The following is a 21,231-nucleotide window of genomic DNA, read 5'->3' as shown; positions in this document are numbered from 1 at the left end:
ACGGCGGGCGTTGCGGCGCGGCGCTGCTCATCGCGGCCGCCCGGCATCCAGGCGCGGCGCCGGCCGCGACACCACGTAGCCGGCGCTGGCGGCCAAGCACAGGCCCACGCCCAGCGCCGGTTTCCAGCCCGGATGCGCGCCGCAGAAGAACAGCGCATAGCCCAGGGCCATGCCGGCGGCGGCAAAGGCCTTGCCCTTGCGGCTGATCGCCCCCTGCTCGCGCCATAGCCGCAGCGGCTGCCCGTACCTGGGATGGTCCAACAGCCAGGCTTCCAAGCGCGGCGAGGAGCGGGCGAAGCACGCCGCCGCCAGGATCAGGAAGATCGTGGTCGGCATCACCGGCAGCAACGCGCCGATGATCCCCAGCGCCACCATCGACCAGCCGAGGCCGAACCACAGCCAGCGCATCACGCGCCCTCGCGCTCCAGGCCTGTCGGCACGCCGCACGGACCCGCCGCGGCATGCGCGCGGCTCATGCGATTTCCTCGCGGACGTAGCCGTGCACGGCGCCGAACGCATCCTCCGCCCCCTTCACGAGCTGGTCCTCCTGCGCTGCCGACAGCGGCACGCCGTCCAGCGCCGCGGTGAACGCGCGCCAGTGCCGCGCCACCCCGTCCGGATGCCCGGCCAGGTGGCGGGCGCCCAGGCCGTCGCACAGCCCCAGCTTCTGGCAGGCGAGCTTGTACAGGATCGTGCCGCCGAGGTTGGACCCCTCGGCCACATACAGCCAGCCCAGCGCCGTGGCCAACGGCGTGTCCAGGCCGAGCCTGTCCGGCGCGTGCGGCGGCAGCGGCTGGCCCAGATCGCCCAGGTCGTTGGCGATCTTGAGCAGCCGGCGGCGCTCGGCCAGCTGCGGAACCAGCGCAGCCAGCGCGGCGTGCCGGTACAGCGGGTCGACGTCGCGATGGAAGCGGTACTGCACGCGCACGAACTTCGCGAACCGCTCGCGGCTGGCGAAGATGTCGCCGGCCATGATGGTCCGGTCCAGGCGCTCGTGCACGGCCTGGGTGGCCGCCTTCAGGCGCTGGCTGCGGGTGGTGGCGGAGTCAGCGATGGTTTCGTTCATGGCAACGGCTCGCGGAAAGACGGGAAAGGGAAGAACGTTGGAATCGGCGTGCGGCTCGCAGGAAACATTCATGGCCGGTCAGAACGTGCGCTCCAGTTTCAGGTTGGCGACGTTCTTGTCGTAGGAGTACAGCCAACCGACGTTGCTCTTGACCGTGTTGCGGCGCAGGGTCAGCAGGGGCGTGAATCCGGCGACGGTCCAGCGCGCGGCCTTCACCACGAGGGTGAGACTGCGCTCGTCGTCCTCGCGCCGCGCTTCCAGCAGCGCGTTGTAGGCCCCGTAGTCGCGCCGGCGCCAGGCGGCGAACACCGTGCTGCTGAAGCCGTCGGGCCATTGCAGCGATGCGCCCAGGCGCAGGCCCTTCTGCCGGTACGCGTTGACCTCCGTCGGCGCGTCGCTGTCCAGCAAATCGGCGCCGCCGAACACGGAAAGCCGCGGCCCCAGGCTGCGGAAGTAGGTGGCGAAGATCGAGCGGGACACGCCGTCGTAGTTGTCCGCATACAGCGCCTGGCGGTAGCGCAGGTCCTTCCAGTCGCCTTCCAGCTTCAGCATCGAGGAGGGCGACAAGGTGTAGTTCCACTCGCCGTGCACGCCCCACGCGCCGTACAGCGCGGAATTGCCGAGCAGGTAGTAGTCGAACGAGGGCGCGAGCGCGATGCCGTGGCGTCCGCTGCGGAAACTGTAGCCGGCCTGCGTGGTCGAGGTCAGCTCGTTGTAGGCGCTGTGGTCGCGGTAGCTCTGGCCGAACAGCAACGAGCGCAGGTAGAGGCCGTGATGGCCTCGCAGTGCCAGGCGCCGGTCGAGGCTGGCGTCGTAGTCGATGCCGGTCGAGACGATGGCGTCCGGCGTCTTGCGGTCGAAGAAGCAGATGTCTTCGTAGTAGAGCAGGCAGGTGCGGCTGGCCGAGGTCCGGTTGACGTTGTCGCTCCACGCCGGCCCCAGCGCGAACGTCCCGTTCCAGGCGCGCCGGTTCTCCAGCGCCTGGCGGAAGGTCGCGATGGACGTGCGCACGCCCTCGGTCTTGGGATCGGCGGTATCGATGGAGGCGGCAATGGCCTCGAACAGTTCTGCGGCTTCGCGATCCTGCTGGTCCTCGAACAGCGTCCGCGCCAGTTCCAGCCGCCCCAGCAGGAAATCCGGCTGCAGCGCCAGCAGCGCGCGGAATTCGCGCGCGGCGTCGGCATGGCGCCCGCGCAGCCGCGCCAGCATGCCCTGCGCGTAGTGCACCAGCATCGGATCGCGATCCGGCAGCGCCAGGTATTCGTCCAGGAAGCGGTCCGCTGCCGTCCATTGCCTGTTCTGCAGCGACAGGTACAGCGCGCGCCCCACATCGCTGGCGTTGTGCCCGACGGTGTGGCTCTGTCCGTCCACGACGATCGTGGGGCGGGCGTCGTCCAGTTCGTCCTTGAGCAGTTCGCGCTCGCGCTCGGCGCCCTGGCGCTCTGTGCGCTGGTCGAGGATGCGGCGAATGTCCTCCTGCTGCTGCGCATGCAGCGGCAGGCTGCCCAGCAGGAGGGAGAGGAACGACGCGACCCGATACCGGTGGCGGCGCAGGGCGGGGAAAGCAAATGACATCGTCTGGAGTACCGAAAAGTGTGGCAAGGACTGGCAGCCGGCTGGTCCTTGCCTTCCTCAATCAACGTGGCGCGCCCATGCCGCCGAGCGGCAGGACGCCGGCACGGCTCAGAGCTTGCCGCCGCCGAAGGCCACGTTCTTCGACCTGTCGGCGAAGGTGGCCATGCCGGCCAGCGCCGCCGCGTTGGCGCCGTAGAAGCGGCCCTCGACGGTGCCCGCGGTCGCATCCGCCCGCGCCGCGCCGCTGAAGGTGGCGGTGGACGGATTGATGGTCACGTAGTTGACCAGCGTGCTGCTGCCCAACGCTAGCGTGTTGACCGTGCTGGAGCCGCTGCGGGTCAGGCTGCCGCTCAACCGGTTGGTCGAGAAGTTGGCGGTGAAGTTGCCGCTCAGCACGCTGCCGCTGCCGGAATTGTTGATGCCGGTGACGGCGTAGCTGGCCGTGCCGCTGGTCGGCACGGTGGTGCCGGTGGTGTCGCCGACGTAGTAGACGGTGTGGTCGCCGGCGCCGACATTGCCGTTGGCGGACCACTCGCCGAACCATACGTCGCCGCTGCCGGCACGGGCGAAGGTGAACACGCCCAGGTTGCCCGGGTGGTCCGGGTCGGCGGGCATGTTCAACTGGTAGATCGGGCCCGGGCCCGAATACTGCGACAGGCCGCGGAAGTCCACCTGCAGCGTGATGCCGCTGGCCTGCACGGAAATGCCGGCCAGGCCCGGCGTATGCACGGTGCCGGCCGAGACATCGGACTTGCCCACGCCGACCCGGGCGGCATCGCTGGTGCCGCCGAAGAACGGCGCTTCGGCCGACTGGGCCTGGGCCAGGCCGGCAACGGTCATGGCCGCCAATGCCAGGGCGAGCGCGGAGAGTTTGCTTTGCGTTTTCATGAGTGACCTCATTGGATGGGTGGATGCAACGGAAGAAGGACGTCCTGTCCGAAAAGCGATCGCTCCATGATTCGGAAGAGGCGCTCAGAACCTCGCGGTCAGGCTGAGCTTCAGCGTGCGCCCCGGCGCGGCGACCAGGCCGCGGGTGGCCGGATCGATGTAGTACTGGTCGGTCAGGTTGGTGGCCGACAGTTCGGCGACCAGGTCCTCGCGTATCCGGTAGCTGGCGTAGGCATCGAACAGCAGGGTCTCGCCCCAGGAGTACGGGTAGTTCGACGTGGCGAGGAACCCGCCGCCGTTGTCGATGACATTGGCGCGGTAGAAGTCCAGGTCCGCGTTCTTGTACCGGCTGTAGTAGGTGACCCGGCCACCGAGCTCCAGGCGCTTGTCGAGCAAACGCCCGCCCAGCGACCAGTTGGCCGAGAACTCCGGCGTGGCCTGGGTCAGCAGGTAGCCCTGCAGGAAGCCGTACTTGACGCAGCCGGGCAGGAAGACGTCGGAGGCATTGCCTTGGGCATCGACGTTCTCCCCGTTGGGAATGCTGGTCAGCAGCGCGTGGCTCGCATCGCAGACCTCGTTCTCCAGCATGTAGTTCATGCCCAGGTCGGTGAAGAAGCGGCCGCCGTCGTAGCGCCCGGTCAGTTCGACGCCGCGGATGGTCTGCTTGTCGATGTTGCCGAAGCTCAGGCGGTTGTCGCGCTCGATGACGTTGCGGGTCTTGTTGGAGTAGTAGGCCAGCTTGACGTCGGCGCGCCCCTCCGCCGACAGCAGGTGGCTGAAGTCGTGGATGTAGGCCAGCTCCCAGTTGTAGGCATGTTCGGGCTTCAGGCTGCGGAACGGATTGACGTTGGCCGAGAAGCCGATGGTGCTTTCGAACAGGCTCGGATAGCGCACCGCTTCGGTGTAGCGGAAGTAGGCGCGGTCGTAGTCGCTGAAGACGACCGTGGCCGAGAACGCCGGCACCCAGCGATGGCCGCGTTTCTTCTCGGCGACCGCGGCGACGTACTCGTTTATCGGGCTGGTGCGGCAGTAGGTGGCGTCGTCCTCGCCGTTGATGGAGGCGAGCGTGGCGCCGCCCTGCAGGTGTTGCTGCGCATCCTGCAGGAACTGGCCGTTGAGGCATGGGTTGGTGGCGGCGGCGTACTTGCCGTCCGCATCCGGCGCCCAGGGCAGATGATGGGTTTCGCGCACCGTCCTGACCTGGAGGGCATCCCATGCCTCCCTGATCAGCGCATCCAGGTCGATCCCCTGGCTCTCGTACTCGGCCCGGTTCGCCTCGGCCTCGGCCACCGCCTGGGCGATCGCATCGTATTCGGCCTGGTCGAACTCGGTCCGTTCGGTCCAGTACGATGCTTCCCGGCTGACCGTCGCGCTGTTGCCGAACCTGCCAGGATTGGCCGCCACGTAGTCGTCGTAGGCCCAATAGTCCACGTAGCGCATGCCGGCGCTGAGCTGCAGCCAGTCGAGCGGCCGCCAGTCGAAGTTGAAGCTGGCGTTCCACTCCTCGCGGCGGCCGGCGCGCGGGTAGCTGCGCCAGCCGTCGTTCGGCGACACCACGTCGCCCGAGCGCAGCTTCTCGTGCTGGAAGTCGCCGCCGAGGGTGAGGTCCAACGCATCGGTGAAGCGGATCTTGTTGCTGAGCGTGACGCCGTTGCGGGCGTTGGTGGCGTTGGCGATGGCGGTGTTGCGCAGGACGACATCGCCGCTGTCGGCGCCGGCGGCGTAGTTGGGGAAACCGCCGGCACTGTAGGTGTCGCTCAGCGTGTCGGTACGCCACAGGTTGGCGTACAGGTCGATCCAGCGGCTGTCTTCCGGTTGCCATTTGTATTCCAGGTTCCAGGCCTGGGCGTCGACCCGGCTCAACGGCCATTGCACCGAACCGGGCGCGGACGACGCGAACAGCCGCGAGGGCATGATCTCGCCGTAGTGCGAAAGGCTGTCGCGATAGCCCAGTTCCAGTTGCTGGTCGTCGGTCGGCCGCCACGTCGCCTTGAACAGCCATGACTCCATCTGGCTGGAAGTGTTGGTCATCTCGTTGCCGGGCGGCAGGCGCGTGGCCAGCCAGGAGATGACGTCGTCGGACCAGCTGGCCTGCTCGTGCGAGTAGTAGCCGGCATTGCGCTTGCCGGCGTAGTAGTTGCCGCGTTCGCGATAGGCGTAGGCGCCGAGCAGGTCCACGCGCTCGGACTTCCAGCCCAGCGCCAGCCGGTAGGCGTAGTCCTCGCCGCCGAAGACGTCGTAGCCCCCGCCCCCGGTCCTGGGCGCGACGCGCAGGGTCAAGTCGTCGTTGGGCGTGATGCCGGAATTCTGCGGATAGCCGTCCACCGTGCGATAGTCCTCGCCGGTGTGCAGGGTCGGCAGGCGCGGGGCGACCGCGTTGCTGCTGCCTTCGACCCTGAATTCGCCGCCGAAGCCCGTGCCTTCGGACACGATGTCGTCCACGTCCAGCGTCTTGACCACCATCGCGCCGCCGACGCCGGTGCTGACGTTGCGCACCATCGCCGGCCCCTTGACGATCTGGATGCCGCCGATCAGGAACGGGTCGATGTAGTTGCGGTTGGTGGCGCCGTTGTAGCCGCGCCACACCGTCAGCGCCTGCTCGGTGCCGTCGATGAGCACCGGCACCCTGCCGCGGCCCTGGATGCCGCGGATGTTCAAGTCCAGCGCGCCGCTGTTGCGGGCGTCGCCGCTGAACACGCCGGGCACCCCGTTGACCAGGTCCGAGGGCGTCTTGCCCTTGTAGCGCTCGACCTCGGCGCGGCCGATGTAGGACGTGGAGACGTCCAGATCGTAGACGTCGTCGTAGCCGCGCTGGTCGCGCGCCGCGCCGCCTCCGCGGCCCCGGTCGCCGGACACGCTCAAGGCATCGGTGCTCAGTACGTCGCCTTGCGCCGCCACGGGCTGCGTCGCCTCCAGCGCCACCGTGCCGTTGCCGATGCGCCGGGCCGCCAGGCCCGTTCCCGCGAGCAAGCGACGCAAGGCTTCTTCCGCGTCCAACTCCCCTCTCACCGCATTGCCGCGCAGATCGGTGGCGATGCGGGTCTGGAACACCACCTGCACGCCCGAGATCCGCCCGTATTCGCGCACGGCAGTCAGCAACGACTGATCGGGGATGTCGTAACGGCGGACGTCGGCCTGCGTCGGCTGGGCAAGGACAGCGGGGACGAACATGACCGGCGACAGCGCGCAGGCGATGCACAGCGCGAGGGTGGCTGGCGCGGAAGCGCGCCCAACGGACGCAGGCGAAGCAGGCTGCATGAACTCGGATTCCTCAAGTGGATGGCGCCGCGCTGCGGGACCTGCGGTAGCGGCGTGACGGCTGGCTTGAGGAAACGGCGTTTTCTCTGGCTACTCCCCTAAAGACAAATGCGATTGATTCTTGTCCACACCGAATGCACGGACCCGGCTGCCTGGCGCCGGATCGGGCCAGGATTGTTTATTCCAGGTTCATCTTTAAGCCAACTTCTTGAGCCGAGGCGCCGGCGCGCATGGCTGCCCGGATCAAGGACGCAGCGGCTGCAACGTCGCTAGCGCCGTCGCGGCGTCAGCAACAACGCACCGCCCGGCAGTGCGCGTACCGCCATGCCGGCTTGGTCGGCCACCGCACCGATGGCTTCGTCCGCGGTGCGGGTATGGAACGTCGCGGTGATGGGTTCGCCGGGTCCGCCAAGGACCCAGACCGGCCCTGGCCGATAGCGGGCGATGCGGGCGATCGCTTCCTTGGCCGGCACGGCGTCGAGCAGGATCTCGCCTTGCCGCCACGGCGCGACATCGGCCATCGCGACCGGTTGCGGCGACGACAGCCACGGGCCGCCCTTCCGGTACCGGAGCTGCTGGCCCTGGCGCAGTTGCACTTCGCTGCCGCCCGCGATGGCGGCCACCGCCACCCGTCCCTCGCTGACGGAAGTCGTCACCTGGTCGGCATCCAGCGCCACCGTGAAAGCCGTCCCGATATCGCGGACCTCGCCTCCCAGCGCGGACACCCGGAAAGGACGCGCCTCGTGCGCGACCTGGAACCACGCCCGACCGCGCAGCAATCGGACCTGGCGCCGGTCCCCGGTGAACTGCAGGGCGATGGCGCTATCGGCATCCAGGGCGACCTCGCTTCCGTCTTCCAGGACGAATGTCTGCGGCTGTGCCGTGGCGCGCAGGTCGCTGCGTACGACCAGCCATCCATATGGCGCGAGCAGGACCGCCAGCACGAGCGCGGCCGCCACCGCCAGCGCCGGTGCAGGCCAGCGGCGGCGGCGCGGGCGACATGCAGCAGGCGCGGCGGCCTGCTCGGCCAGGTCCGGCAACGCCGCCAACACCATCGGCCGCGCCTGGTCCACCGTTCGCCAGAAGACCTGCTGCTGCTCGTAGGCGATGCGGTGGCGCCGGTCCGCCTCCAGCCATGCGGACAGCTTCAGCCGGTCGCGCTCGGTGAATTCGCCCGAACCCTGGCGGAGGATCCACCGCAGGGCTTGCCTGGCATGACGCGGCGACGGCAATGGCGATTGGCTCATGGGCGGGGTCCGATGGGCGGCCGATCAATGGCACTACTTTCATAGACAGTTGGAGAGCGGGCATTGCCCACACTCCTTTTCGGGTTCAGCGGCCATGATGGCGCTGGATGAGCAGGGCCGCGCGCAGCACGTGGCGCGCGACAAGCGTCTTGGAAATACCCATCCGCGCGGCGATCTCGCGCTCGGACAGGCCGAGATAGCGGTTGAGCACGAAGGCGCGGCGGACGGGCTCGGGCAGGCTGAGGATGGTCTGGCCGATCTCGCGCAACTGCGCCTGGGCGATGCCGACGTCCTCGCCGTCGACACCGGGCAACTCGCCCAGGTCGATGGCGGCGACCAGCTGCCTGCGCTCGCGTGCCTCGGCCTGGCTGCGATTGAGCGCATGGTGGTAGGCCATGCGGTAGAGATACCCGCGTACGTCGGCGATCGGCGGGTCCCCGGGGACGGCGCAGGCCTTCAAGTACATGTTCTGCAGCGTGTCCTCGGACGCGGCCGGGTCAAGGTAGCGGCCAAGGAATCGGAACAAGGCAGTGCGCTCGCGGATCAGCAGATCGACCAATGCGGCGGCGTTGGGGGACATGACGACGTCCTGGAAGCCGGACCGTTGAGTTGGGCGGGATGGCGGGCACGGTCCTTCCCAACGATTCTACCCCGTCCGCGATGGGCGGGCCGGCCGCTCGGGGTGCGGCTGCTTGCTCCTGGCGCCGCGGTCCAGTCCCGGATCGGTGGAGTGATAGCTGCTCACTGACCACGCCACCGTTGTCCATCAAAACGTCCGCTTGGGCCGAGGGGTCGTCAACCGACCTTCAGCGCATGGATCAAAACGTGGCCACTGGAAGCGACATCGCAATGGCGGACGGAGCCGGCTAAGAATCTCTCGCCGATGTCCGTCAACCGCTGCTTTGTCTTTCGCATTCCGCAGCTGCTCCATCGCCTGCCTCTGTCACTGCCATCGAGTTCCCATCCGCCGATGGACCCTGCCGGCGTGCCCCGCTTAAGAAGTAGAACGCGGATGTCGACCCGGGCGGGACATGCGCCATTCGAAGCGCCGACCTGTCAGATAGAGCTGGTTGCAAGAATGGATCCGAGTCCATTTCTGTGGATCTCGTCGGCATCAAGATCCGCTCAGCTCGTTTCGTAGCCCTGGGATTGCCCCAGGTAGGCAAGTCACGCTCATAATCTTGGGTTCGGAGAACCGGCGTGATCGATGGCGCCAGCTCCCCCATCTTCACAGGAGTGAAAATTATGGCGGTGGATGGTCCTTCAGGCGCCTCCGGCAATGCCGGCAACGCAAACGGAACTGGCGCAACCGGCGCCACTGGTGCGTCGCAGACGGCGAACGGCTCGGTCGAATCCAGACTGAACGATGCTGAGACCGCAGCCCGGTCTCGACTCGACAGTCTGGAACGTCCCGCGTCGAGTGGAGTCCGATGCCGATGCTGAAATGCACGCCGCTGTCGGTGTTCTCCTGGAACTATTCGGTCTCGGGCCTGACCTCTGGAAACGCACAACTGACACTCGAACCGTTTTCCGATCAGGGCGCCATCGCATGGGAGGGCAACATGTATAACGTCCGAAAGGATGGATGGGTCAACGCGCGGTGGACGCTTGAGCGCGACGGGAGCGCAGTCGCCGCCGCCAAAAAACGCGGCGTTCGGGGGCGCTCGTTCGATCTTGTCTGCGACGGAGCTACGTTCCTGCTGAAGCCACAAACCTTCCTGACCAGGGACTACCACATATTCATTGGGGGCACGGTAGTTGGCACTATCGAGCCAGAGCATCCACTCACTCGCAAGGCAGAGGTGAGATGCGAGAGTACAGTTGTAGAAATGGCGCAGCTATTCTCTTTTTGGCTCGTTGCAATGGTTTGGCGAAGTACAACGGATACATCGCCCACATAACCAGGTGCGATGCCGCAGCTCTGCGGTGCGCTGCCAACGCTCGATGCGTCCTTGTGGTCCCCCACCGTGGGCGTGGCCCACACCGCCTGCGCCGAGCGGACGTTCCCAATCAACCGAAGAGCACATTCCTCCCCAACCGATGTTGTGCAGAACTCGCGGGGACTTCCCTCGCCTAATGCCTGAACAAGAGCAGCCGTACGATGCATGACAGGCCTTGAATGGCCTCTTCAGCAGTTTGACTAGCAGTGCGAATTCAGTGGGTGTCAGGTCTAGTGACCTCGGCAGACCACTGGGGTCACTGATCGTCGCCGTTCGAGCCTCCAGACCCACGGAGTCCTTCATGTTGCAAAACAGGGGGACTGGATCGTCGCGCTGGAGGGTTCGACGCAAGACCGCGTGGATACGGGCTAATACTTCTTTGGGGCTGTATGGCTTGACGACGTAGTCATTTGCGCCATAGCGCAAGGCGCCGAGTTTGTCAGACTCATCACCGATAGCCGTCACCATGATGACAGGCACGTCAATAGACCGTCGGATACCTGATCTCGCCAGCCCCGGAACCCGGCTCGACGTCGCCGAGCGTAAAGCCGCCACTGTAACGGAACAGCTCACCGAACAGCCGATGGGTCAGCGTCATGCGCATGCTGAAGCGTTCGTCGTCCACCGGCCGCTCCTCGATATAGGCGCGGCCGAGCAGCAGCCCCAACGGCAAAGGCACATCGACGCCGAACATCCGCCAGACATAGCCCTCGTCGCGAAACACCAGCGCGCCGTCCTCGGTGGTCACTTTCAGCCGCATGCCCACCCCGAAGCGGATGAATTCGATCACGCCGTTGCCGCCGACATGCTCCATGTGCGAGAGGAAATGGAACGGCGGACGTCCGGCGAAATGGAACACGCGGTCCCAATGCAGAGCGCCGCTGTCGGGCCTGGCGTTGTAGTGGACCTCGATCGGCACGTCCGTCCCGCGATAAGGCACCAGCGCACCGAATATTCGCGCGGCCGGAATCAGGCACTTGGCGATCGCGCTGTGCCAAACCTCGCGCATGCGGCCCTTGACGCAGATGGAGTCGTCGCTGAAAGCGCGCAGGAAGTAATGGCGCCGGATGACCTCGCCGAGACGGTTCCAATCCTCGCCGAGCACCTCCTGGAAGATGGGCTCACGCGCCACGCGCTCAGATGGATGCCCCACGATCGGCGCATTTCGGGCGGTTGTTTTATTGGAGTGGACCAATCGTCAATCCTCGACAGGCAACCCGCCTGTGGTGCCGGGTTGGAATCCTGGCCGACAGGTTGATCGCCATGAAACCCATAGAACAGTCCGCGTGTAACTGACTGATCCGCAAGGCTTGCAAAACCAAGCCCCTGGTTTCCAGCCTACAGCAAGGGAAGACATGGAAGATTCGGCGAAATTCTCGCCCCAAGGGGCGTGGACGTTCGCTCCGTCCACAGGCCAGCGACGAAGCACCCGGAATCCAGCGCATTGTCTCTACAACTCGGCGTCGACACCGATCACTCTCCGTTCGCCGCACCTGTGGTTTCGGAGAGCGGGTTTTGCGTTCTGGTTGACCTGTTGATCGCAAAACACTCGCAAAAAAGTCCACGGCTAACCCGTTGATTCGTAAGGACCGAATTTTCGGGCCTTTGGTTCCGAGACCACAGGTAGGGAGAAGAGAGAGAACTGACTGGCTAAAATATCGCCAAACGGCGTTTTTCGCCGGCTCTCCGAAACCACGGACTCTTCACGAAAACCCTCGAAAATAAGGGGTTTTCTCAGCCTGGGGGGAGATAACCGCACTTCCGTAAGGAGTGGTGGGCCCACCAGGATTCGAACCTGGAACCAAAGGATTATGAGTCCTCTGCTCTAACCGTTGAGCTATAGGCCCGCTGCGGCCGCACAGTGTAGTGGACAGCCACGGCACGGGCCACTGGGCGGGTCGCGACTACTCGCCCTTCTGCGCGCCCTGCCCGGCGTCGCTCATCGAATACGCCCGCTGCGCGCCGTCGCCCGCGGCCCACGTCTTGTTCGGCTCGGCCTGCAGGGTGAAGCGCAGTTCGCCGCCGGCCATGATCTCCTCGTGGCGCAGGAACGCGCGCTGCAGCGGCTGGCCGTTGAGGGTGGCGCTGCCGATGTAGGGGTGGGCGTCGTCCAGGCCGTCGGCGACGACGGTGAAGCGCTTGCCGTTGGGCAGGTTGAGCGTGGCGCGCTTGAGGAACGGGCGGCCGATGATGTACTGGTTGCTGCCCGGCGCCACCGGGTAGAAGCCCAGCGCGGTGAACACGTACCAGGCCGACATCTGCCCCAGGTCGTCGTTGCCGGCCAGGCCGTCGGGGCGCGCGGCGTACTGGCTGCGCATGATCTGCCCGAGCCGGGCCTGGGTGCGCCACGGCTGGCCGGCGTAGGCGTACAGGTAGGCGACGTGGTGGCTGGGCTCGTTGCCGTGGGCGTACCAGCCGATCAGCCCGGTGATGTCCTCCATGTGCTCGAACACCGACGGGTCCACCTTGGCGTCGAACACCTGGTCCAGCCGCGCCAGCAGCCTGTCCGCGCCGCCATGCGCCTGGGCCAGGCCGGCCACGTCCTGCGGCACGTACCAGGAGTACTGCCAGGCGTTGCCTTCGGTGTAGTCGCTGCCGTAGCCGCTGGCGCTGGGGTCGAACGGTTCGCGGAAGCTGCCGTCGCGCTTGTGCGCGCGCATGAAGCCGGTCTTGGCGTCGAAGGCGTGACGCCAGTTGCCGGCACGCTTGGCGAACTCGCTGGCCACGTCGCTGCGGCCCATCGATTGCGCCATGCGCGAGATGGTCCAGTCGTCGAACGCGTATTCCAGGGTCTTGGACGCGGCCTCGCCTTCCTCGTCGATGGGCACGTAGCCCAGTTCGCGGTATTGGGCGATGCCGTCGTAGGGGCCGTAGTTGGCGCTGGCCACCATCGCCTCGAGCGCGGCGTCGGTGTCGTAGCCGCGGATGCCCTTCATGTAGGCGTCGGCGATCACCGGCACGGCGTGGTAGCCGATCATGCACCAGGTCTCCAGGCCCTGGAACGACCACACCGGCAACACGCCGTAGGGGTTGTGCTGGCGATGCGCGAGCAGCGAGTTGACGAAGTCGTTGGTGCGCTGCGGCGGTTGCACCAGGGTCAGCAGCGGGTGCAGCGCGCGGTAGGTGTCCCACAGCGAGAACGTCGAATAGTTGGTGAACCCCTGCGCCTGGTGCACGGCGTTGTCCGGGCCGCGGTAGCGGCCGTCGCTGTCCATGAACAGCGTGGGGCCGAGCAGGCTGTGGTATAGCGCGGTGTAGAACTGGGTGCGCTGCGCGGCCGGCGCCTCCACGTCCACCGCGGCCAGCGCCTGCGCCCATTGCGCGCTCGCGGCGCGGCGCACGCCGTCGAAGTCCCAGCCAGGCACTTCGGCGTCGAGGTTGGCGATGGCGCTGTCCTCGCTGACCGGCGAGATCGACACCTTCACCAGCAGCGGCTCGCGCGAGGCGTCGCCGAAGTCAAAGCTGCCCACCAGCTGCCGCCCCTCGATCTGCGCGCGCTGCGTGGGGTCCTTCTCGCCTGGCGGCGGGAAGCCCTTGTAGGGGATGTCCTGTTCGGTGTTGTGGAAGGCGTGGCCGCGCAGCGGCTGCGAGAAGCGCATGGCGAAGTACAGCTGCCGGCCCGGCGCCCAGCCGCGGGTCTCGCGGAAGCCGGTGACGGTGCCGTCGGCGCGCAGGCGCAGCCGCGACCAGCTGATCTTGCCGGGGTAGTCGTACATGCTGGTGCGCAGGTCCAGCAGCACGTGCGCCGGCTGGCCCTTGGGGAAGGTGTAGCGGTGCACGCCGGCGCGGGCGCTGGCGGTGAGTTCGGCGCGCACCTTGTAGTCGTCCAGGGTCACCGCGTAGTAGCCCGGTTCGGCGCGTTCGTCGTCGTGGCGGAAGCGCGAGCTGTAGCCGCTACCGGGCTTGTCCGGGTCGCCGCGCTCCAGCCGCACCGCGCCGCTGATCGGCATCAGCAGCACGTCGCCCAGGTCCGAGTGGCCGGTGCCGGAGAAATGCGTGTGCGAGAAGCCGACCAGGCTGCGGTCGTCGTAGCGGTAGCCGGCGGCCCAGTCGTAGGCATCCTTGCGCGGCTGGATGCGCGTGTCCGGGCTCAGCTGCACCATGCCGAACGGCACCGTGGCGCCGGGGTAGGTGTGGCCTTCGCCGCCGGTGCCGATGAACGGGTCCACCGCCGCCACCGCGCGCGCGCCTGCGCTGTCGCCCGCAGGCGCCGCGTGGGCGGCCAGGCTGAGGGTCATCGCCAGCAGTGCCGTGGCGCGCCGCATCCAGGTTGTCCGCATCTGAGTTCCCCGACCGAATCGATCCAAATCGATAACACAAATTTGGCCACAGGCTTTGCTGCACTGCAAAATGCGCCGCAGGGCGTGACGGCGCAGGATGGGTGGCCTTTTGAACCGGTCTAAATCGTCGTGCCGTCGCCCCCCGCCGACAAACGCGTCACCGTGTCCGACATCGCCGCCGCCTGCGGCGTGTCGCGGGCGACCGTGTCGCTGGTGCTGCGCAACAGCCCGCTGGTGCATGCGGACACGCGCGCGCGGGTGGCGGCGGAGATCGCGCGCCAGGGCTACGTGTACCACCGCGGCGCGGCCAGCCTGCGCGGGCGCGCGTCCAACGCGGTGGCGCTGGTGGTCAACGACCTGTCCAACCCGTTCTTCGCCGAGTTCGCCGGCGGCGTCGACGCGGCGCTGGCCGAGGCCGGCTACGTGATGCTGATCGGCAGCACCGGCGAGTCGCCGGAGCGGCAGCAGACCGTGCTGGCGTCGCTGATCGAGCACCAGCCGGCGGCGATGATCCTGTCGCCGACCGAGAACAGCGATCCGTCGCGGCTGCGCCAGTTGCTCGGCGCGTTGCCGGTGCTGCTGTTCAACCGCGCGCTGGGCAACGATTGGCCGTTGCTGGCGCTGGACAACCGCCGCGGCGCGCGCCTGGCCACCGAACACCTGCTGGCGCAGGGCCACCGCGCGATCGCCTTCTTCGGCGGGCACCGCACTTCCAGTTCCTGCGACGAGCGCCGCGAAGGCTACCGCGACGCGCTGCAAGCGGCCGGCATCGCGCCGGACCCGGCGTGGCTGATCGAATGCGCGCCGACGCGGCTGGAAGCGGCGCGCCAGGCCGGCGCGCTGTTCGCGCGCGACCCGGTGCCCACCGCGCTGGTCTGCTACAACGACGTGGTCGCGCTGGGCCTGGCCAGCGGCCTGGCCGAACGCGGCCGCTACGCCGGCCACGACTACGCGCTGGTCGGTTTCGACGACATCCCCGAGGCCGCCGTCGCCACCCCGCCGCTGTCCACCGTCGCCGTCGCCCCGCGCGAGCGCGGCATGCAGGCCGCGCGGCTGGTGCTGGCCGCCGTGCGCCAGCAGCAGCCGCTTCCACCGCTTACCATCGCCCCGGCGCAGCTGTGCCTGCGTGCCAGCAGCCGTGTCGTCCTATCGCCCGTCCCCGGAGTTGCCGCATGAGTCGTCGCCCGCTGTCCAACACCGCCGCCATCGCGGTGGTCAGCATGATCTTCTTCACCTGGGGCGGGCTGACCAGCCTCAACGACGTGCTGATCCCGCACCTGAAAGCCGTGTTCCAGATGAACTACGCGCAGTCGATGCTGATCCAGTTCACCTTCTTCGGCGCGTACTTCCTGATGTCGCTGCCGGCCGGCGCGGTGGTGTCGCGGGTGGGCTACAAGAGCAGCATCGTCATCGGCCTGGTGGTGGCGGCGATCGGCGCGGCGATGTTCTACCCGGCGGCGCGGCTGCCGTCGTATCCGCTGTTCCTGACCGCGCTGTTCGTGCTGGCCAGCGGCATCACCCTGCTGCAGGTGGCGGCCAACCCGTACATCAGCCTGATCGGCAATCCGGACACCGCGCCGAGCCGGCTGAACTTCGCCCAGGCGCTGAACTCGCTGGGCACCACCATTTTCCCGCTGCTGATCGGCCCGCTGATCCTGGCCGGCGCGGTGCTGTCGGCCGACAAGATCGCGGCGATGGGCGCGCTCGAGCAGGCCGCCTACCGCAGCGCGCAGGCGCAGTCGGTGCAGGTGCCGTACCTGCTGCTGGCCGGCGGCTTGCTGCTGCTGGCGGTGTTCGTGCTGGTGATGCGCATCCCGTCGCTGCGCGAGGACGCCGGCGATTCGGTCGAGTCGCACCACAGCTTCGCCGACGCGTTGCGCCAGCCGCACCTGCTGTGGGGCGTGGTGGCGATCTTCATGTACGTGGGCGCGGAAGTGTCGATCGGCAGCTTCCTGATCAACTACATCTCCGGCCCGACCACCGGCGGCCTGAGCGAAGCCACCGCCAGCCGCTACCTGGCGTTCTACTGGGGCGGGGCGATGGTCGGGCGTTTCGCCGGCGCCGCGTTGCTGCAGGTGATCCCGGCGCGCCGGCTGCTGGCCGCCTTCGCCGGGGTCGCCTCGCTGCTGCTGATCGTGACCATGATCAGCACCGGCCATGTGGCGATGTGGAGCGTGATCGCGATCGGCCTGTTCAACTCGATCATGTTCCCGACCATCTTCACCGTGGCGATCGAGCGCCTGGGGCCGCTGACCAGCAAGGCGTCGAGCCTGCTGATCATGGGCATCGTCGGCGGCGCGATCATCCCGCTGCTGCAGGGCGCGCTGGCCGACACGGTCGGCATCCAGCACGCGTTCGTGATCCCGCTGCTGTGCTACGCCTACATCCTCTGGTACGGCGTGCGCGGCTCGCGGCTGTCGTCCAACCTGCCGGCCGACGCGCCGGGCGCCGCGCCGGTGGCGCGCGCGATGCATTGATCCGCGGCGCAGGCGCGGCGGCGCGCTGCCGCCGCCTGCGCGTGGCCGTTCCTCCCCCTTCCCCTTCCCTAGGCTTGCAAGCGACCGCATGAATCTGCCCTCCACGCCTCTGCCCGACTTCGCCGACGCCGCCGTGCTGCGCGCGCATATCGCCGACACCATGGCCTTCTACCATCCGCGCGCGATCGACCCGTCCGGCGGCTTCTTCCACTATTTCCGCGACGACGGCAGCGTGTACGACGCCGGCCACCGCCACCTGGTCAGCAGCACCCGATTCGTCTTCAACTACGCGATGGCCGCCAACGAGTTCGCCGATTCGCCGCTGGCCGCCGAGTACCTGGACGCCGCGCGCCACGGCCTGCGCTACCTGCGCGAGGCGCACCGCGACGCGGCCAGCGGCGGCTACGTATGGACGCTGCGCGACGGCGCGGCGGAAGACCGCACCCAGCATGCCTATGGCGCGGCGTTCGTGATGCTGGCCTACGCCACCGCGAAGAAGGCCGGCCTGGACACCGACGCGTGGATGGACGAGACCTGGCAGCTGCTGGAGACCCGCTACTGGGACGCCGCCGCCGGCCTGTACCGCGACGAGGCCACGCCCGACTGGCAGTTCTCCGGCTACCGCGGGCAGAACGCCAACATGCACCTGTGCGAGGCGCTGATCGCCGCGTACGAGGCCAGCGGCCAGGCGCGCTACCTGCAGCGCGCGCTGCTGCTCGCCGACCACATCACCCGCCGCCAGGCGGCGCTGGCCGGCGGCCTGGTATGGGAGCACTACGACGCCAACTGGCAGGTGGACTGGGACTACAACCGCGACAACCCCAAGGACCTGTTCCGGCCATGGGGCTTCCAGCCCGGCCACCAGGTGGAGTGGTCGAAGCTGCTGGTGCTGCTGCACGGGCATCTGCAGGCCGCCTCCGGCAGCGCGCCGGACTGGCTGCTGCCGACCGCGCGCCACCTGTTCGACACCGCGCTGGCGCATGGCTGGGACGCGCAGCACGGCGGCATCGTCTACGGCTTCGCCTCCGGCACCGAAGCCGAGCCGGTGGTCGGCGTGCCCGACGTGGCGCAGGGTCCGACCTACTTCTGCGACGACGACAAGTACTTCTGGGTGCAGGCCGAAGCGATCGCCGCCGCCGCGCGGCTGCTGGCGGCGACCGGCGATACGGCCTACCGCGCCGCCTACGACAGGCTGTGGGCGTATTCGTGGGAGCACCTGGTCGACCACCGCTACGGCGCCTGGTTCCGCATCCTCAGCCGCGACAACCGCAGCTACAGCGACGAGAAGAGCCCGGCCGGCAAGACCGACTACCACACCATGGGCGCCTGCCACGACGTGCTGGCGGTGATGCGCGGCAGCCGGGCGTTCGCTTAGGGCAGAGGCGCGGAGATGCGTTGGTGGGAGCGACTTCAGTCGCGACGAGGCGTTACTAGGAAAGCCCGTCGCGACTGAAGTCGCTCCCACAGTGGCTTGGCTGGCTACGGACAGGCAGCGCTAGGCTGCAGCATCCAGCGGCACTGTCCGCAACACGACCGACGCCGCGGCAACAAAAGCCCCGCACATGGCGGGGCTTTTTCGTTGCCGCGAACCGCGCTCGGGACTCGCTGGCGGCGATGCGCAGCAGCCGCGCGTTCGCGTAGGGCGATACGGCACACCGGCCTCGCTCCTACAGGGGTGGGTCGCGCGCAGCACTGTCCGATCGCGGCCACGGCACGGTGTTCGCCCACTAAAAAGCTCCGCACTTGCGGGGCTTCTTCGTTGCCGCGAACCGCGCTCGATCAGCGTCGAGGAGCTGCTGGCGGTGATGCGCAGCAGCCGCGCGTTGGTGTAGGGGCATAGGTGCACTGTGGGAGCGACTTCAGTCGCGACGGGCCTTCCCGGTAGAGCCGCGTCGCGACTGAAGTCGCTCCCACAAGGGTTGGCCGGCTGCGCCGGGCCGCATCGCCACATCGGCCGCCGCTATCCGCACCGCACCACCTGGCCCACGCCTGCGCCCACGAAGAAGCCCCGCACATGGCGGGGCTTCTTCGTTGCCGCGAACCGCGCTCGATCAGTCGATGTCGAGGAAGCTGCGCAGCTGTTCGGAGCGGCTGGGATGACGCAGCTTGCGCAGCGCCTTGGCCTCTATCTGGCGGATCCGCTCGCGGGTGACGTCGAACTGCTTGCCGACTTCCTCGAGGGTGTGGTCGGTGTTCATGTCGATGCCGAAGCGCATGCGCAGCACCTTGGCTTCCCGCGGGGTGAGGCCGGCCAACACGTCGCGCACGGTCTCGGACAGGTTGATGTTGGTGGTGTTCTCGATCGGGGACTCCACGTTGGTGTCCTCGATGAAGTCGCCCAGATGCGAATCCTCGTCGTCGCCGATCGGGGTTTCCATCGAGATCGGCTCCTTGGCGATCTTCATCACCTTGCGGATCTTGTCCTCGGGCATGTCCATTTCCTTGGCCAGCTCCTCCGGGGTGGCCTCGCGGCCGTACTGCTGGAGCATCTGCCGGGAAATGCGGTTCAACTTGTTGATCGTCTCGATCATGTGCACCGGGATGCGGATGGTGCGCGCCTGGTCGGCGATCGAACGGGTGATGGCCTGGCGGATCCACCAGGTCGCATACGTGGAGAACTTGTAGCCGCGACGGTACTCGAACTTGTCCACCGCCTTCATCAGGCCGATGTTGCCCTCCTGGATCAGGTCCAGGAACTGCAGGCCGCGGTTGGTGTACTTCTTGGCGATGGAGATCACCAGGCGCAGGTTGGCCTCGACCATTTCCTTCTTGGCCTTGCGCGCCTTGGCTTCGCCATAGGCCATCGCCCGGCTGATTTCCTTCAGCTCGGCCAGGCTCAGGTAGGTCGCCCGCTCCACCGCCACGGTGGCTTCCTGCTCGGCGACGATCTGGTCCTTGACGTCGCGCAGCGCCGAGGACCACTTCTGCTTGCGCTTCAGTGCGTCGTCGACCCAGGCCACGTTGGTCTGGTTGCCTTCCCAGGAGCGGATGAAATCCTTGCGCGGCATGCGCGCCACGTGGGTGGCCAGGTGCAGCACGCGGCGCTCGTGGTCCTTGACCTGGGCCATGGTGTCGCGCAGCTTGCGCACCAGCACGTCGGTCAGCGGCAGCGGCAGCTTCAAGGTGACGAACACCTCGGCGATGTCGTTGCGCAGCTTGGTGACCAGCTTGTGCTCGGCGCCGTTCTTGGCGTGCGCCTTCTTGAACTTGGCGTATTCGGTGGCCAGCACTTCCATGCGCCGCGCGACCTCGGCCGGATCCGGGCCGGTCGGGCCGGCTTCCTCTTCGGCGGCTTCGACTTCCTCGTCGTCGTCGTCGGCATCGGCATCGGCGGCGGTGTCGTCGTCGCTGGCGACCACGACCGGCGCCGGCTCTTCCTCGATCAGGTCGTTGAAGCCGACCACGATCTCGGCCAGGCGCTTCTTGCCTTCCTTGTGCTGCTCGTAGTCCTCGAGCAGGGTCTCCACCGCCAGCGGGAACGCGCCGAGCGCGGCCTGGACCTGGCTGAGGCCTTCCTCGATGCGCTTGGCGATGGCGATCTCGCCCTCGCGGGTCAGCAGCTCCACCGTGCCCATCTCGCGCATGTACATGCGCACCGGGTCGGTGGTGCGGCCGCCTTCGGTGTCGAGCGCGGTCAGCGCCGCGGCGGCCTCTTCGGCCGCGGTGTCGTCGACCTCGCGGTTGCCGGTGTTGCCGTCGTTGAGCAGCAGGGTTTCGGCGTCGGGGGCAACTTCATGGACGTCGATGCCCATGCCGTTGATCATGCCGATGATGTCTTCGATCTGTTCGGGATCGACGAGGTCGTCGGGAAGGTGGTCGTTGACTTCGGCGTAGGTCAGATAGCCCTGTTCCAGGCCCTTGCTGATCAGTTGCTTGATGTCGGATTGCTGGGCAGGACGTTCGTTGGCCATGAGTGCTCGCGCCACCGGCAGGTAGATGAATGAGAGAACCTAGCATTATAACAGCCCGGACCGCCGCTTGCCGGGCAAGGAGCCTGAACCGCTCCGCTAGGTCGCGCCCAGGCTAGGGCCTGAGCAGGAAAGTGACCGGGCCGTCGTTGACCAGGCTGACGATCATATGGGCACCGAAGCGCCCGGTTTCCACCCCTGGGCGATGCCGTTGCCGGCAGATTTCCAGCAGCCGGTTGAATCCGCGTTCAGCCTCCGCCGGCGGCGCGGCGGTACTGAAGCTGGGGCGCATCCCCGAACCGGTATCGGCGGCCAGGGTGAACTGGCTGACCAGCAGCAGGCCGCCGCCGGTGTCGCTCAGCGAGCGGTTCATGCGCCCGCCGGCATCGGCGAACACCCGGTAGCCCAGCAAGCGCTCGGCCATGCGCTGCAGCCTGGCTTCGTCGTCGCCCGGCTCCACCGCCACCAGCGCCAGCAGGCCGGGGCCGATGCGGCCGACGATCCGGTCCTCGACGCTGACCGAGGCCTGGTTGACGCGTTGGATCAGGGAGAGCATTTTTCGGGACTCGGGACTCGGGACTCGGGACTCGGA

The 21,231-nt window shown here is 67.6% G+C and carries 15 protein-coding genes, 1 tRNA gene and 1 pseudogene; 4 read left to right on the top strand and 13 right to left on the bottom strand.

Annotated features, from left to right (window positions below):
* Positions 1-27: 27 nt before the first annotated feature.
* The 7 genes from JR065_RS07795 to JR065_RS07765 form a co-directional block, all read right to left on the bottom strand.
* A complete protein-coding gene (locus tag JR065_RS07795; RefSeq protein WP_206233559.1) occupies positions 28-408 on the bottom strand; it encodes a YbaN family protein in 381 nt (126 codons plus the stop codon).
* Positions 409-472: 64 nt separating this feature from the next.
* A complete protein-coding gene (locus tag JR065_RS07790; protein ID WP_206233465.1) occupies positions 473-1,066 on the bottom strand; it encodes a biliverdin-producing heme oxygenase in 594 nt (197 codons plus the stop codon).
* Positions 1,067-1,144: 78 nt separating this feature from the next.
* Positions 1,145-2,641, bottom strand: coding sequence for a surface lipoprotein assembly modifier (locus tag JR065_RS07785; protein ID WP_206233464.1), 1,497 nt, complete (start codon positions 2,639-2,641; stop codon positions 1,145-1,147).
* 108 nt (positions 2,642-2,749) lie between these two features.
* On the bottom strand, positions 2,750-3,529 hold the full coding sequence (locus JR065_RS07780; RefSeq protein ID WP_206233463.1) for a Slam-dependent surface lipoprotein: 780 nt from the start codon (positions 3,527-3,529) through the stop codon (positions 2,750-2,752).
* Positions 3,530-3,613: 84 nt separating this feature from the next.
* Positions 3,614-6,700 carry a TonB-dependent receptor gene (locus tag JR065_RS07775; RefSeq protein ID WP_241093468.1) on the bottom strand — a complete coding sequence of 1,029 codons (3,087 nt, stop codon included), beginning with the start codon at positions 6,698-6,700 and terminating at the stop codon, positions 3,614-3,616.
* A gap of 356 nt (positions 6,701-7,056) precedes the next feature.
* Positions 7,057-8,034 (bottom strand): FecR family protein, encoded by a 978-nt coding sequence (locus tag JR065_RS07770; protein ID WP_206233461.1) that lies wholly within the window; start codon positions 8,032-8,034, stop codon positions 7,057-7,059.
* 85 nt (positions 8,035-8,119) lie between these two features.
* Positions 8,120-8,614: an RNA polymerase sigma factor gene (locus JR065_RS07765; RefSeq protein ID WP_206233459.1), complete on the bottom strand. Its 495-nt coding sequence runs from the start codon at positions 8,612-8,614 to the stop codon at positions 8,120-8,122.
* Between the two features lie 850 nt (positions 8,615-9,464).
* Here JR065_RS07765 and JR065_RS07760 point away from each other — a divergent pair.
* Positions 9,465-9,935, top strand: a complete 471-nt coding sequence (locus tag JR065_RS07760; protein WP_206233458.1) for a hypothetical protein — start codon at positions 9,465-9,467, stop codon at positions 9,933-9,935.
* 377 nt (positions 9,936-10,312) lie between these two features.
* Here the strand turns inward: JR065_RS07760 and JR065_RS21865 are convergent.
* The 4 genes and pseudogenes from JR065_RS21865 to JR065_RS07745 all read right to left on the bottom strand — a co-directional run.
* Positions 10,313-10,478, bottom strand: a pseudogene (locus JR065_RS21865) (response regulator); the annotation flags it as partial.
* On the bottom strand, positions 10,456-11,079 hold the full coding sequence (locus JR065_RS07755; RefSeq protein ID WP_343237256.1) for a DUF4166 domain-containing protein: 624 nt from the start codon (positions 11,077-11,079) through the stop codon (positions 10,456-10,458). The gene JR065_RS07755 and the pseudogene JR065_RS21865, both read right to left, overlap by 23 nt.
* A 666-nt stretch (positions 11,080-11,745) precedes the next feature.
* Positions 11,746-11,821, bottom strand: a tRNA-Ile gene (locus JR065_RS07750).
* A gap of 57 nt (positions 11,822-11,878) precedes the next feature.
* Positions 11,879-14,254 carry a GH92 family glycosyl hydrolase gene (locus JR065_RS07745; protein WP_206233456.1) on the bottom strand — a complete coding sequence of 792 codons (2,376 nt, stop codon included), beginning with the start codon at positions 14,252-14,254 and terminating at the stop codon, positions 11,879-11,881.
* Positions 14,255-14,383: 129 nt separating this feature from the next.
* Here JR065_RS07745 and JR065_RS07740 point away from each other — a divergent pair, with 129 nt between their 5' ends.
* From JR065_RS07740 to JR065_RS07730, 3 genes are all read left to right on the top strand, one after another.
* Positions 14,384-15,430, top strand: a complete 1,047-nt coding sequence (locus JR065_RS07740) for a substrate-binding domain-containing protein (RefSeq protein ID WP_206233455.1) — start codon at positions 14,384-14,386, stop codon at positions 15,428-15,430.
* A complete protein-coding gene (locus tag JR065_RS07735; RefSeq protein WP_206233454.1) occupies positions 15,427-16,731 on the top strand; it encodes a sugar MFS transporter in 1,305 nt (434 codons plus the stop codon). The genes JR065_RS07740 and JR065_RS07735 overlap by 4 nt, the downstream gene beginning before the upstream one ends.
* Before the next feature lie 88 nt (positions 16,732-16,819).
* Entirely contained in the window at positions 16,820-18,106 is a 1,287-nt protein-coding gene (locus tag JR065_RS07730) for an AGE family epimerase/isomerase (protein ID WP_206233453.1), read from the top strand.
* Between the two features lie 676 nt (positions 18,107-18,782).
* Here the strand turns inward: JR065_RS07730 and rpoD are convergent.
* Positions 18,783-20,642 (bottom strand): RNA polymerase sigma factor RpoD, encoded by a 1,860-nt coding sequence (gene rpoD / locus JR065_RS07725; protein WP_206233452.1) that lies wholly within the window; start codon positions 20,640-20,642, stop codon positions 18,783-18,785.
* A gap of 112 nt (positions 20,643-20,754) precedes the next feature.
* Positions 20,755-21,195, bottom strand: a complete 441-nt coding sequence (gene dtd, locus JR065_RS07720; protein WP_206233451.1) for a D-aminoacyl-tRNA deacylase — start codon at positions 21,193-21,195, stop codon at positions 20,755-20,757.
* Positions 21,196-21,231: the final 36 nt, after the last annotated feature.

Origin of the sequence: Xanthomonas sp. (assembly GCF_017163755.1) — a bacterium.
In the GTDB taxonomy this organism is placed as follows: Bacteria; Pseudomonadota; Gammaproteobacteria; order Xanthomonadales; family Xanthomonadaceae; genus Xanthomonas_A.
This window is presented reverse-complemented; position numbering and strand designations above follow the sequence as displayed.